Source organism: Dokdonella ginsengisoli, from assembly GCF_042652785.1.
GTDB lineage: Bacteria > Pseudomonadota > Gammaproteobacteria > Xanthomonadales > Rhodanobacteraceae > Dokdonella_A > Dokdonella_A ginsengisoli.
Genome location: NZ_JBHSHD010000007.1, coordinates 388,300 through 401,477, shown reverse-complemented (window position 1 = coordinate 401,477; position 13,178 = coordinate 388,300). Strand labels below are relative to the sequence as shown.

Below are 13,178 nucleotides of genomic sequence, written 5' to 3'. Positions count from 1 at the left end.
ATGAATCGAGTGACCTCCTATTTCAAGAGCCTGATGCTGAGCGAATTGCGCGCTGGCCTTTGGCTCACGTTCAAATACCTGTGGCGCCCGAAGTACACGGTGCGCTATCCGATGGAACACATCCCCAAGTCGAACCGCTTCCGCGGCCTGCACGCGCTGCGCCGCTATCCGAACGGCGAGGAACGCTGCATCGCCTGCAAGCTGTGCGAGGCGGTATGCCCGGCGCTGGCGATCACCATCGACTCGGCGCCGCGCGAGGACGGCACGCGCCGCACCACGCGCTACGACATCGACCTGTTCAAGTGCATCTACTGCGGCTTCTGCGAGGAGAGCTGCCCAGTCGATTCGATCGTCGAGACGTCGATCCACGAGTACCACTTCGAGCAGCGCGGCGAGAACATCGTGACCAAGCCGAAGCTGCTGGCGATCGGCGACCGCTTCGAGAAGGACATCGCGGCCGCCCGTGCACAGGATGCGGCGTACCGATGAACGCGATGTCGACGATGCTTGTGCTTTCCCCCCTCTCCCGCTTGCGGGAGAGGGGCGGGGTGGGGAGCGGTCCTGCGAAAACCCTGCAAGGGTTCCCCTCATCCGCCCCTCCGGGGCACCTTCTCCCGCAAGCGGGAGAAGGGAACGACGCGATGCGTCGGGCTTTTCTCGCAACGGGAACAGAGGCATGAGCTTCCAACTGATCTGCTTCTACGCCTTCGCCGCGGTCGCCGTCGGCGCCGCACTGGCCGTGGTCACGCTGAAGAGCCCGGTGCACGCCGCGCTCAGTCTGGTGCTGACGTTCTTCTCGACCGCCTGCCTGTGGCTGCTGGCCGATGCCGAGTTCCTCGCCATCGTGCTGGTGCTGGTCTACGTCGGCGCGGTCATGGTGCTGTTCCTGTTCGTCGTGATGATGCTCGACCTCGACCTGGATCCGCTGCGCGAGGGCTTCGTGCGGGCGCTGCCGTTCGGCCTGCTGGTCGCGGTGGTCATGCTGGCCGAGATGCTCGCCCTGATCGGCGTGCGCGCGATGGACATCCAGGCGCCGGCCGATCCGGCCGCGGCCGCCGGCATGTCGAACACGGTGTGGCTGGCGACGGCGCTGTTCAGCGAGTTCCTGCTGCCGTTCGAGGTCGCCGCGCTGATCCTGACCGTCGGCATCATCGCCGCCATCCCGCTGACCCTGCGCCACCGCACCGGCATCAAGGCGCAGAACCCCTCGCGCCAGGTGCGCGTCGAGGCCCGCGAGCGCATCCGCATCGTCAAGATGCAGGCCGAGAAGCCGGCCGCCGCGAACCAGGAGACTCCCGCGCCATGATTCCGCTGTCGCACTACCTCACGCTCGGGGCGATCCTGTTCTGCATCGCCGTGGCCGGCATCTTCATCAATCGCAAGAACGTGATCGTGCTGCTGATGGCGATCGAGCTGATGCTGCTCGCGGTGAACACGAACTTCGTCGCGTTCTCGCGCTACCTCGGCGACCCGTCCGGGCAGGTGTTCGTGTTCTTCATCCTGACCGTCGCCGCGGCCGAGGCCGCGATCGGGCTCGCGATCCTGGTCGTGCTGTTCCGCAACCGCGCGACGATCAACGTCACCGAAATCGATTCGCTGAAGGGTTGAACCGATGCCTCTGTCGAAGACCCTGCTGCTGACCATCGTTCTCGCGCCGCTGTTCGGCGCCGTGGTCGCCGGCCTGTTCCGCCGCCAGGTCGGCCGCGCCGGCGCGGCTGCGATCACCATCGCCGGCGTCGCGCTGGCCTGCGGGCTGTCGTTCTACGTGCTGTACCAGCTGGTCTGGGGCGGCGCGCCGGTGTTCAACCAGAACCTGTACACCTGGTTCGAGGTCGGCCGCCTGAGCGCCAACGTCGGCTTCCTGGTCGACCGCCTCACCGCGATGATGATGGTGGTGGTCACCTTCGTCTCGCTGATGGTGCACGTCTACACGATCGGCTACATGGCCGAGGACGACGGCTTCCAGCGCTTCTTCAGCTACATCGCGCTGTTCACGTTCTCGATGCTGATGCTGGTGATGAGCAACAACTTCCTGCAGCTGTTCTTCGGCTGGGAAGCGGTGGGCCTCGTCTCGTACCTGCTGATCGGTTTCTGGTTCAAGCGGCCGAGCGCGATCTTCGCCAATATGAAGGCGTTCCTGGTCAACCGCGTCGGCGACTTCGGCTTCCTGCTCGGCATCGCCGGCGTGCTGCTGTGGTTCGGCTCGCTCGACTACGCGCAGGTGTTCCAGAACACGCTCAACGGCCCGGCCGGCGTGAAGACGGTCGAGATCTTCGCCGGCCATCCGTGGTCGGTCGCGACGATCGTGTGCATCTGCCTGTTCATCGGCGCGATGGGCAAGTCGGCGCAGGTGCCGCTGCACGTCTGGCTGCCGGACTCGATGGAAGGCCCGACGCCGATCTCGGCGCTGATCCACGCCGCCACGATGGTGACCGCCGGCATCTTCATGGTCGCGCGCATGTCGCCGCTGTTCGAGCTGTCCGAGACCGCGTTGTCGTTCGTGCTGGTCATCGGCGCCACCACCGCGCTGTTCACCGGATTGATCGGCATCGTCCAGAACGACATCAAGCGCGTCGTCGCGTACTCGACGCTGTCGCAGCTGGGCTACATGACCGTCGCGCTCGGCGTGTCGGCCTACGCCGGCGGCGTCTACCACCTGATGACGCACGCGTTCTTCAAGGCGCTGCTGTTCCTCGGCGCCGGCTCGGTCATCGTCGCCATGCACCACGAGCAGGACATGCGCCACATGGGCGGCCTGCGCAAGTACATGCCGATCACCTGGATCACGATGTGGCTGGGCTCGCTGGCGCTGGCCGGCGCGCCGGGTTTCGCCGGCTTCTTCTCCAAGGACGCGATCATCGAGGCGGTCGGTGAATCGCACCGCTGGGGCGCCGGCTACGCCTACTTCTGCGTCATGGCCGGCGTGTTCGTCACCGCGCTGTACAGCTTCCGCCTGCTCTACATGACCTTCCACGGCAAGGAGCGCTTCGTCGTCGACGCGCACCACGGCCACGGTCACGACGATCATGCCGACCACGGCCATCACGAGCCGGGCCACCTGGCGCACGCCCCGCACGAGTCGCCGTGGGTCATCACGCTGCCGCTGGTGCTGCTGGCGATCCCGTCCGTCGTGATCGGCTGGTTCACGATCGGGCCGATGCTGTTCGAGGGCTGGTTCGGCGCGGCGATCCGCGTCACCGAGCACAACGACGTGCTGAAGGAACTCGGCCACGAGTTCCACGGCGCCTGGGCGATGGTGCTGCACGGCTTCACGCAGGCGCCGTTCTGGATCGCCTTCGCCGGCTTCGCCGTCGCCACCTACATCTGGCTGCTCAACCCCGGCATCGCCGACAAGGCCAGGAACGCGCTGCGGCCGCTCTACAACGTGCTCGCCAACAAGTACTGGATCGACGAGATCTACCAGGCGGTGTTCGCGCGCGGCGGCGTCGCGCTCGGCCGCGGCCTGTGGAAGGGCGGCGACGTCGGCGTCATCGACGGCGTCGTCGTCAACGGCTCGGCGGCGGTGATCGGTCGCGTCTCAGCGACGGTGCGCTGGCTGCAGTCGGGTTACCTCTACCACTACGCGTTCGCGATGATCCTCGGCCTGATCGCGCTGCTCGGCGGCCTGTGGTGGTTCGCGCACGCCGCACCTTGATCCAGGGGATTGCATAGGACATGTCTTCGCATCTGTTGAGTCTCCTGATCTGGCTGCCGATCCTCGGCGCGGTCGCCGTGCTCGCGTTCGGTCGCGAGGCGCGCGTCGCGCGCTGGCTCTCGCTGCTGGTCGCGCTGGCGACCTTCGTGCTGTCGATCCCGCTGTGGACCGGCTACCAGCCGTCGCTGCCGGGCATGCAGTTCGTCGAGCTGTTGCCGTGGATCCCGGCGCTGAAGGTCAACTACGCGCTCGGCGTCGACGGCATCTCGGTCGCGCTGATCGTGCTGACCACGTTCACCAGCGTGCTGGTGATCCTCGGCTCGTGGGGGCCGATCGACAAGCGCGTGTCGCAGTACATGGCGGCGATGCTGGCGCTGGAAGGCCTGCTGATCGGCGTGTTCGCGGCGACCGACGCGCTGCTGTTCTACGTGTTCTTCGAGGGCATGCTGATCCCGATGTTCATCATCATCGGCATCTGGGGCGGCCCGCGACGCGTCTACGCCACGCTGAAGTTCTTCATCTACACCTTCCTCGGCTCGATCTTCATGCTGGTCGGCCTGGTCTACCTGCATATGAAGACCGGCCAGTTCTCGCTCGAGGCGTTCGCCAACGCCGGGCTCGGCACGAAGGAGCAGGCCTGGCTGTTCTTCGCCTTCCTGATCGCGTTCGCGATCAAGGTGCCGATGTGGCCGGTGCACACCTGGCTGCCCGACGCGCACGTCGAGGCGCCGACCGGCGGCTCGGTCATCCTGGCCGCGATCATGCTGAAGGTCGGTGGCTACGGCTTCCTGCGCTTCTCGCTGCCGATCACGCCCGACGCCTCGCAGGAATACGCCTGGGTGGTCATCGCGATGTCGCTGATCGCGATCCTCTACATCGGCTACGTCGCGCTGGTGCAGGAGGACATGAAGAAGCTGATCGCGTACTCGTCGATCGCGCACATGGGCTTCGTCACGCTCGGCCTGTTCATCGCGCTGGCGCTGGTGCGCGAGCATCACAACCCGGCCGGCGCGCGCCTGGCGATCCAGGGCGCGATGGTGCAGATGATCTCGCACGGCTTCGTGTCCGGCGCGATGTTCTCGTGCATCGGCGTGTTGTACGACCGCCTGCATACCCGAATGATCAAGGACTACGGCGGCGTCGCCAACGTGATGCCGTGGTTCGCCGCGTTCATGGTGCTGTTCGCCATGGCCAACTGCGGCCTGCCGGGCACCAGCGGCTTCGTCGGCGAGTTCATGGTGATCCTGGCGGCGTTCCAGGACAGCCCGCTGATCGCGCTGCTGGCCGCATTCACCCTGATCATCGGCGCCGCCTACACGCTGTGGCTGGTCAAGCGCGTGGTCTTCGGCGAGGTCGGCAACGACAAGGTCGCCAAGATGAAGGATCTCGACGCACGCGAGTGGATCGTGCTCGGCGCGTTCGCGGTCGCCGTGCTCGCGCTCGGCGTGTACCCGAAACCGCTGACCGATCTGATGGAGCCGGCCGTGCTCGAGATCGTGAAGGCACTCACCATGGCCAAGGCATAGGTCGTCCGAGATGATCCAATTCAACCCCGCCGATCTTGTGACGCTGCGGCCGGAGCTGTTCCTGCTCGGCGCGACCTGCGCGATCCTGCTCATCGACCTGTTCCTGAAGCCCGCACAGCGCGACGTCACGCACTGGCTGTCGCTGCTCGCCCTGGCGGCGACCGGCGCGCTGGTCTGCTGCGGCGCGCCTGCGCCGGGGCAGAGCGTGTACGCGTTCAACGGCATGTTCGTCGGCGACGGCGTCGCCTCCGTCCTCAAGGTGTTCATCCTGCTGATGACGGGCCTGGTCTTCCTCTACGGCCGCAGCTACCTGCGCGACCGCAAGCTGTTCGTCGGCGAGTTCTACCTGCTGCTGCTGTTCGCCACGCTCGGCATGATGCTGCTGGTCTCGGCCGGCAGCCTGGTCACGGTCTACCTCGGCCTCGAACTGCTCACGCTGAGCTCCTACGCGCTGGTCGCGCTCAACCGCGATTCGTCGGCGTCCTCGGAGGCGGCGATCAAGTACTTCGTGCTCGGCGCGCTGGCCTCGGGCCTGCTGCTGTACGGCATGTCGATGATCTACGGCGCGACCGGCACGCTGGACCTGGCCAAGATCCACGCCGTCGCCGACTTCTCCGCCAACAGCCCGCACCGCACGCTGCTCGCGTTCGGCCTGGTCTTCCTCGTCGTCGGCATCGCGTTCAAGCTCAGCGCGGCGCCGTTCCACATGTGGCTGCCGGACGTCTACCAGGGCGCGCCGACCGCGGTCACCGCCTTCATCGGTTCGGGCTCGAAGCTGGCCGCGTTCGGCATGGCGTATCGGCTGCTCGAGGGCGCCATGGGCGGCCTGCAGGGGCAGTGGACCCTGATGCTGGCGGTGCTGGCGGTGCTGTCGCTGGCGGTCGGCAACCTGTTCGCGATCGCGCAGAGCAACCTCAAGCGCATGCTCGCCTACTCGACGGTGTCGCACATCGGCTTCCTGCTGCTCGGCTTCGTCAACGGCACCGCCAGCGGCTACGCCGCGGCGATGTTCTACGCGATCGGCTACGCGCTGATGGCCACCGTCGCCTTCGGCATGATCCTGCTGCTCGCGCGTGCCGGCTTCGAGGCCGAGGAGATCGACGACTTCAAGGGTCTGAACCAGCGCAACCCGTGGTACGCCGGCATCATGGCGATCACGATGTTCTCGCTCGCCGGCGTGCCGCCGCTGTTCGGTTTCTACCCCAAGCTGATGGTGCTCAAGGCGGCGATCGACGCGGGCCACCTGTGGCTGGCGATCGTCGCGATCGTGTTCGCCATCATCGGCCTCTACTACTACCTGCGCGTGGTCAAGGTCATGTATTTCGACGAGCCGGCCGACGACGCCGCGCTGACGCTGCCGGCGGACCGCACGTTCCGCTGGAGCCTGTCGCTGAACGGCCTGGCCCTGATCGCGCTCGGTATCGCCTGGAGCCCGCTGCTGGAATGGTGCAGCGGCGCGTTCGCCACGGTCGCCGCACGCTAGTCCCACGGGCGGAGCGGGGCGCGCCGGCGGACGCGCCCCGAGGCGGGCTGGAAATCCGCCGCCGGCGTCCCCATCTGACGTCACGCGCCGGGCTCGCCACGCCGGTGTCGAAGATGGCCTTTGTCGAAGATGCAGGTCACTAGTGACATCTGCCAAAGCCATCGCTATACTTCACGGCTCGGTGCGGGGTGGAGCAGTCTGGCAGCTCGTCGGGCTCATAACCCGAAGGTCGTAGGTTCAAATCCTACCCCCGCTACCACCGAGGTCTAAGGGAAAAGGCCGCCTTGAGCGGCTTTTTTTCTGACCAGGCGCAGGACGCGCCGACTGCCTTCGGGCAGGTCGCCGATGTTGGATGCGACACAACGGCGAACTACGGAATGGGCCTCGTGCCCATTTTTTGTTTGTGTTTCTTGCTTTCCGGGACATGCGGCCACGGACGGGTGCTCCCTCAGATTTCCACGGCCGGAACGGTCGCGCAGGCGAACTTCTTGAATACAGAGCTCAACGAACTGCTGGCCCCGACGATCGCCGATCTCGGCCTCGAACTGGTCGGCATCGAGTTCAGCCCGAACTCGGGAAGCAGCCTGCTGCGCGTCTACATCGACGAGCCCGAGCGCGGCGTCACGATCGAGGATTGCGAGCGCGTCAGTCGCGAGATTTCCGCGCTGCTCGACGTCAACGATCCCGTCTCCGGGCGCTACACGCTGGAAGTGTCCTCGCCGGGACTGGAGCGGCCGCTGTTCACGCTCGAGCATTTCGCGCGCTTCGTCGGCGAGCCGGCGAAGGTCAGCGTGAACCTGCCGCTGGACGGCCGGCGCCGCTTCCAGGGCCGGATTCTCGCGGTCGAGGGTGACCGCATCGTCATCGAACAGGACGGCAAGCCGGTTGCGATCGCGCATGCGAACGTCGCCAAGGCGCAGCTGGTACCGGATTACGTCGCGCTCGGCCTCGCGCCGCCGCGGCGTGAAGCGGGCAAGAAGGCCGGCAAGCCGGCTGCGGGCAAGAAGAAGAGTTGAAAGCCATCGGTGATTCCCGCATCTCGCGCAGTCGGCGCGGCGAGCGGGTAAAAGTTCAGAACCATTCCGTCCGCCGGGTGCGGACGTGAGGGAGTCGGGTATGAGCAAAGAACTGTTGCTGGTCGTGGATGCCGTCGCCAACGAGAAGGGCGTGCCGAAAGGCGTGATCTTCGAGGCAATGGAGGCCGCGCTCGCGTCCGCTGCGAAGAAGCGCTACGCGGAGGAAGATGTTTCCGTGCGCGTCACGATCGACCGCGACAGCGGCGAGTACGAGACGTTCCGGCGCTGGGAAGTGGTGCCCGACGACATCGTGATGGAGTCGCCGGACCGCATGATCCGCCTGATGGACGCGGCCGATGAGGCGCCCGGCGTCGACGTCGGCGGCTTCGTCGAGCAGCAGATCGAGAACCCGGACTTCGGCCGCATTTCGGCGCAGGCCGCCAAGCAGGTCATCGTGCAGCGCGTGCGCGAGGCAGAGCGTGCGCAGGTCGTGGACGCCTACAAGGACCGCGTCGGCGAGCTGATCACCGGCATCGTCAAGCGCGTCGAGCGCGGCGCGGTGTTCCTCGACCTCGGCGGCAACGCCGAAGCCTACGTGCCGCGCGACCGCGCGATTCCGCGCGAGGCCGTGCGCGCCGGCGACCGCCTGCGCGGATACCTGTACGAGGTGAAGTCCGAGCCGCGCGGCCCGCAGCTGTTCGTTTCGCGCACGGCCCCCGAGCTGATGATGGAGCTGTTCAAGCTCGAAGTGCCCGAAGTCGGCCAGGGTCTGGTCGAGATCAAGGCCTGCGCACGCGATCCGGGCGACCGCGCCAAGATCGCGGTGATCGCCCACGACCACCGTACCGATCCGATCGGCGCCTGCATCGGCATGCGCGGTTCGCGCGTGCAGGCGGTGTCGAACGAGCTCAACGGCGAGCGCATCGACATCGTGCTGTGGAACGAGGCGCCGGCGCAGTTCGTGATCAACGCGATGGCTCCGGCCGAGGTGCAGTCGATCATCGTCGACGAGGAAAAGCACTCGATGGACATCGCGGTCGCCGAGGACAAGCTGTCCCAGGCGATCGGCCGCGGCGGCCAGAACGTGCGCCTGGCGAGCAAGCTCAGCGGCTGGCAGCTCAACGTGATGACCGCCGACCAGGTTCGCCAGAAGAGCGAGGCCGAGCAGGAGGCCGCGCGCCAGCTGTTCATCGACAAGCTCGAGGTCGACGAGGAGATCGCGCAGATCCTGGTGCAGGAAGGCTTCTCGACGGTCGAGGAAATCGCCTACGTGCCCACCGCGGAACTGCTCGGCATCGAGGGTTTCGACGAGGACATCGTCGAGGAACTGCGCGCGCGTGCGCGCGACGCCCTGCTGACGGATGCGCTCGCGGTCGAGGAGGGCATCGAGGAACACAAGCCGGCGGACGATCTGCTCTCGGTCGAGGGCATGCAGGAGAGCCTCGCCTTCGAACTCGCCTCGCACGGCGTCGTCACGCGCGAGAACCTCGCCGACCTCGCCACCGACGAGTTCATGGAGCTCGGTCTGGACGGCATCGACGAGGAACAGGCGGCGGCGCTGATTATGGCCGCACGCGAGACGGTTTCATAAACACGGTATTTCGCCTTCGCCAGGCGCAGGTGCGCGACGTCGCAGGTGCGGCGCCGCCGGTAGTCGGAGCAGGAACGGCCGCTTGTGCGAAGCGTCGTTGGTGGTTGCAGCAAATCGCACGGGCCACGGAGTAACCAATCGATGTCGGACGTCACGATCAAGCAACTGGCCAAGGTTCTCGGCACGCCTGTCGACAAGCTGCTGACGCAGCTCGGCGAGGCGGGCATGAAGTTTTCCGACCCGGATCAGGTCATCAGCAGCACCGAGAAGGTGAAGCTGCTCGGCTTCCTGCGCCGCACGCACGGCAAGAAGGAGGAAACGCCGGTCGAGGCGAGCTCCTCGCCGCGCCAGATCACCCTCAAGCGGCGTACGGTCAGCGAGATCACCGTGGTGCCGGGCCAGCGCGGCGCGAGTGCCAAGACGGTCAACGTCGAGGTGCGCCAGAAGCGCACCTACGTCAAGCGCAGCGTGGTCGAGGAAGAGACGCAGGCGCAGATCGATCCGGAGCGCGAGGACGCGATCCGCAAGCTCGGCGAATCGCAGCAGAAGCGCGAGGCGGAAGAACAGCAGCGCGCCGAAGCCGATCGCCGCCGCCAGGAGGAGGACGCCAAGCAGCGTGCCGCCGAGGAGGCACGCCGCACCGCGGCCGAGCAGGAGAAGCGCCGCGTCGAGGACGAAACCAAGCAGGCTGCCGCGCCGGCCGAAGACAAGGCTGCCGTTGCCGCAGCGCCCGCGCCGGCCGAGCGCCCGGCGACCGCCGCGCCGCGTCCGGACCGCGCCCGCGAGCCGCGCGAAGCCGTCGCCGCGCCGCCGCCGCCGCAGGACGGCGCCGGTCATCGGCACAAGCCCAAGCACGGCTCGCATCGCATGCGCGACGACGGCGAGGAAGCCGCCGGCGGCAATCGCTACTTCGGCAACGAGCTGCACCTGTCGCAGGAGGGCGCCGCGCGTCGCGGCGGCCGCAAGCGGCCGAAGCTGCGCGTCGCCGAGCAGGCGCGCTCGGGCGGTTCGCACGCGTTCTCCAGGCCGACCGCACCGGTGGTACGCGAAATCGCGGTCGGCGAATCGATCACTGTCGCCGATCTCGCGTCCAAGCTCGCGGTCAAGGGCGCCGACGTGGTCAAGGCACTTTTCAAAATGGGCGTGATGGTGACCATCAACCAATCGATCGACCACGACACCGCCGTGCTGGTGGCCGAGGAACTCGGCCACAAGGTCACCGCGGCCGAGGACACCAGCGCCGAAACGACCCTGCTCGCGCAGCAGGCCGGCGACGAGGGCCACAAGAGCACGCGTCCGCCGGTGGTCACCATCATGGGCCACGTCGATCACGGCAAGACTTCGCTGCTCGACTACATCCGTCGCACCAAGGTCGCCTCCGGCGAGGCCGGAGGCATCACCCAGCACATCGGCGCCTACCACGTGGAAACGCCCAAGGGCGTCATCACCTTCCTCGACACGCCCGGTCACGCGGCGTTCTCGTCGATGCGCGCCCGCGGCGCGCAGTCGACCGACATCGTCGTGCTGGTGGTGGCCGCCGACGACGGCGTGATGCCGCAGACGATCGAGGCGATCCAGCACGCGCGCGCGGCGAAGGTGCCGCTGATCGTCGCGATGAACAAGATGGACAAGCCCGAAGCCAACCCCGACAGCGTCAAGCAGGGCCTGGTGCAGTACGAAGTCGTCCCTGAGGAATGGGGCGGCGACGTGCAGTTCGTGCCGGTGTCGGCGAAGACCGGCGACGGCGTCGACAACCTGCTCGACGCGATCTCGGTGCAGGCCGAGGTGATGGACCTCACGGCCGTGCCGGACGGCCGCGCCAGCGGCGCGGTGATCGAATCCAGCCTCGACAAGGGCCGCGGTCCGGTCACCACGGTGCTCGTGCAGCAGGGCCTCCTCAAGAAGGGCGACTTCGTCGTCTGCGGTATCGAATACGGCCGCGTGCGCGCGCTGTTCGACGAAGCGGGCCGCCAGGTCGAATCCGCCGGTCCGTCGATCCCGGTGCAGATGCTCGGCCTTTCGGGCGTACCGCAGGCCGGCGACGACTTCGTCGTCGTCGCCGACGAGCGCCTGGCCAAGGAAGTCGCGCTGCAGCGTCAGCACAAGCGCCGCGAGTCGCGCCTGGTCAAGCAGGCCGGCAACCGCATGGAAGACCTGATGGCGCAGATGGGCGAGGGCACCGGCCAGCTGACCCTGAACCTCGTCGTCAAGGCCGACGTGCAGGGCTCGGCCGAGGCGTTGCGCGAGGCGCTGAGCGCGATCACGACCGAGAAGATCAAGGTCAACGTGATCGCCTCCGGCGTCGGCGGCATCACCGAATCCGACGCCACGCTGGCGGCGGCGTCCAAGGCCGTCATCATCGGCTTCAACGTGCGCGCGGACGCGTCCGCGCGGCGCATCATCGAGGCGAACGGCCTCGACCTGCGCTACTTCTCGATCATCTACGACGTCATCGACCAGGTGAAGCAGGTCGCGACCGGTCTGCTCGGCACCGAGGTGCGCGAGGAGATCATCGGCGTGGCGCAGGTGCGCGACGTGTTCCGCTCGTCGAAGTTCGGCGCGATCGCCGGCTGCATGGTCATCGAGGGTACGGTCAAGCGGCACAAGCCGATCCGCGTGCTGCGCGACAACACGGTGATCTTCCAGGGCGAGCTCGAGTCGCTGCGCCGCTTCAAGGAGAACGTCGACGAGGTGCGCAACGGCACCGAGTGCGGCATCGGCGTCAAGCAGTACAACGACGTCAAGCCGGGCGACCAGATCGAGTGCTTCGAGCGCATCGAAGTGCAAAGGACGCTGTGATGGGGCAGGGCCGAGGGCTGAGGGCTAAAAAAGCCGTTGGTCGAAGCGCATACTCGGTCTTCAGCCTCAGCCTCAGTTCTCAGCCCTAGGCCCTCAGCTCTCAGCCCTGGTTTTTCCATGCCCGCCAAATCGTTCAACCGTTCCGATCGCGTCTCCGCCGAGCTGCGGCGGGAACTCGCGGTGCTCGTGCACGCCGCCGTGCGCGAGCACGCGCTGCCGTCGGTCAGCGTGTCCGATGTCGAGGTCACCAAGGACCTCGACGTCGCCACGGTCTACGTCACCGCGCTGATCGGCGACCGCGGCACCGAAGCCACCGCCGCATTGAACGAGCTGGCGAAGGAATTCCGCCGCGAGCTGTCGCGCTCGATGAAGCTGCGCCGCGTGCCGGAGCTGCGTTTCCGCTACGACGATTCGGTCGACAAGGGCGAACGGATCGAATCCCTGCTGCGCGGCGATTCGAACGACTGACCGTCGCGCGACGGTTTCTCACGCGTTCCCAACGCGGTTTTAATCTTCTCGCCGCCGCCTTCCTTTAGGCTGACCCGGCCAACGGGCGGCGTGCGGCGCATCGGCGTCGCCCTCGACATATGGACAAGGAGAGCTCATGACGACGAAGCGCAGGTTTTCGACGAGGCTGGCATTCGCCTTCGCGATTGCGACGGCGGTTTCCACGGCGGTTGCCCCGGCCATTGCCGCGGACGACGACGCAGCCGGCATCAAGCTCGGCATCCCGGGCAACGTGCAGGCCACCGCGGCGGTCGGCGTCGTGCTGCGCGTGAAGGAGGTGGTCGCTGCGGAGGACGTCACGCTGGTGACGGTCAGCGCTTCGTACAGCGGCGAAACCAGCTTCCTCGAGCTGGCCTACTCCGACAGCGGCACCTACCTGCAGGACGAGAACGGGCAGAAGTTTCCGCTGCGCAGCCCGGAGGACAACCCGAACCTGCGCATCTCGCGCGGCGACACGATGCAGGGCCGCCTGGTGTTCCTCGGCCGCGTCGCGCCGGAGTCGAAGAAGATCCGCCTCGTGTTCAACGAAGGGCGTGACGGCGGCGACACCAGCGGGCCGGGCCTGAGCGTCGACGTTCCGCTGACGCCGAAGGGCTGAGCG

The 13,178-nt window shown here is 67.0% G+C and carries 11 protein-coding genes and 1 tRNA gene; all 12 read left to right on the top strand.

Going from position 1 to position 13,178, the window contains the following annotated elements:
• The 12 genes from nuoI (at position 1) to ACFO6Q_RS09315 (ending at position 13,175) form a co-directional block, all read left to right on the top strand.
• Positions 1 to 489, top strand: coding sequence for an NADH-quinone oxidoreductase subunit NuoI (gene nuoI / locus ACFO6Q_RS09370; protein ID WP_380020392.1), 489 nt, complete (start codon positions 1 to 3; stop codon positions 487 to 489).
• A 187-nt stretch (positions 490 to 676) separates the two neighbouring features.
• Entirely contained in the window at positions 677 to 1,306 is a 630-nt protein-coding gene (locus ACFO6Q_RS09365; RefSeq protein ID WP_380020391.1) for an NADH-quinone oxidoreductase subunit J, read from the top strand.
• Positions 1,303 to 1,608, top strand: coding sequence for an NADH-quinone oxidoreductase subunit NuoK (nuoK, locus tag ACFO6Q_RS09360; RefSeq protein ID WP_291185416.1), 306 nt, complete (start codon positions 1,303 to 1,305; stop codon positions 1,606 to 1,608). Before ACFO6Q_RS09365 ends, nuoK begins: the two co-directional genes overlap by 4 nt.
• Before the next feature lie 4 nt (positions 1,609 to 1,612).
• Complete coding sequence (nuoL, locus tag ACFO6Q_RS09355; RefSeq protein WP_380020390.1) at positions 1,613 to 3,655, top strand: NADH-quinone oxidoreductase subunit L; 2,043 nt, start codon at positions 1,613 to 1,615, stop codon at positions 3,653 to 3,655.
• 20 nt (positions 3,656 to 3,675) lie between these two features.
• The gene (locus tag ACFO6Q_RS09350) at positions 3,676 to 5,181 is read left to right on the top strand and encodes an NADH-quinone oxidoreductase subunit M (RefSeq protein ID WP_380020389.1); all 1,506 of its coding nucleotides are present in this window, start codon (positions 3,676 to 3,678) and stop codon (positions 5,179 to 5,181) included.
• Positions 5,182 to 5,191: 10 nt separating this feature from the next.
• On the top strand, positions 5,192 to 6,664 hold the full coding sequence (gene nuoN / locus ACFO6Q_RS09345; RefSeq protein WP_380020388.1) for an NADH-quinone oxidoreductase subunit NuoN: 1,473 nt from the start codon (positions 5,192 to 5,194) through the stop codon (positions 6,662 to 6,664).
• A 182-nt stretch (positions 6,665 to 6,846) separates the two neighbouring features.
• Positions 6,847 to 6,923 (top strand) — tRNA-Met (locus tag ACFO6Q_RS09340).
• A 229-nt stretch (positions 6,924 to 7,152) separates the two neighbouring features.
• Entirely contained in the window at positions 7,153 to 7,680 is a 528-nt protein-coding gene (gene rimP, locus ACFO6Q_RS09335; protein WP_380020387.1) for a ribosome maturation factor RimP, read from the top strand.
• Positions 7,681 to 7,780: 100 nt separating this feature from the next.
• A complete protein-coding gene (gene nusA, locus ACFO6Q_RS09330; protein WP_380020386.1) occupies positions 7,781 to 9,271 on the top strand; it encodes a transcription termination factor NusA in 1,491 nt (496 codons plus the stop codon).
• 141 nt (positions 9,272 to 9,412) lie between these two features.
• Entirely contained in the window at positions 9,413 to 12,070 is a 2,658-nt protein-coding gene (gene infB / locus ACFO6Q_RS09325; RefSeq protein ID WP_380020385.1) for a translation initiation factor IF-2, read from the top strand.
• Between the two features lie 117 nt (positions 12,071 to 12,187).
• A complete protein-coding gene (rbfA, locus tag ACFO6Q_RS09320) occupies positions 12,188 to 12,538 on the top strand; it encodes a 30S ribosome-binding factor RbfA (protein WP_380020384.1) in 351 nt (116 codons plus the stop codon).
• Positions 12,539 to 12,674: 136 nt separating this feature from the next.
• Positions 12,675 to 13,175 (top strand): hypothetical protein, encoded by a 501-nt coding sequence (locus ACFO6Q_RS09315; RefSeq protein WP_380020383.1) that lies wholly within the window; start codon positions 12,675 to 12,677, stop codon positions 13,173 to 13,175.
• The last annotated feature ends 3 nt before the right edge of the window (positions 13,176 to 13,178 follow it).

What these genes read in the sequence shown, in the direction of transcription:
- ACFO6Q_RS09350 (WP_380020389.1), top strand. Translation starts at nt 3,676, where the DNA reads ATGTCTTCGCATCTGTTGAGTCTCCTGATCTGGCTGCCGATCCTCGGC.
- nusA (WP_380020386.1), top strand. Translation starts at nt 7,781, where the DNA reads ATGAGCAAAGAACTGTTGCTGGTCGTGGATGCCGTCGCCAACGAGAAG.
- rbfA (WP_380020384.1), top strand. Translation starts at nt 12,188, where the DNA reads ATGCCCGCCAAATCGTTCAACCGTTCCGATCGCGTCTCCGCCGAGCTG.
- nuoK (WP_291185416.1), top strand. Translation starts at nt 1,303, where the DNA reads ATGATTCCGCTGTCGCACTACCTCACGCTCGGGGCGATCCTGTTCTGC.
- nuoN (WP_380020388.1), top strand. Translation starts at nt 5,192, where the DNA reads ATGATCCAATTCAACCCCGCCGATCTTGTGACGCTGCGGCCGGAGCTG.
- infB (WP_380020385.1), top strand. Translation starts at nt 9,413, where the DNA reads ATGTCGGACGTCACGATCAAGCAACTGGCCAAGGTTCTCGGCACGCCT.
- nuoI (WP_380020392.1), top strand. Translation starts at nt 1, where the DNA reads ATGAATCGAGTGACCTCCTATTTCAAGAGCCTGATGCTGAGCGAATTG.
- nuoL (WP_380020390.1), top strand. Translation starts at nt 1,613, where the DNA reads ATGCCTCTGTCGAAGACCCTGCTGCTGACCATCGTTCTCGCGCCGCTG.
- ACFO6Q_RS09365 (WP_380020391.1), top strand. Translation starts at nt 677, where the DNA reads ATGAGCTTCCAACTGATCTGCTTCTACGCCTTCGCCGCGGTCGCCGTC.
- ACFO6Q_RS09315 (WP_380020383.1), top strand. Translation starts at nt 12,675, where the DNA reads ATGACGACGAAGCGCAGGTTTTCGACGAGGCTGGCATTCGCCTTCGCG.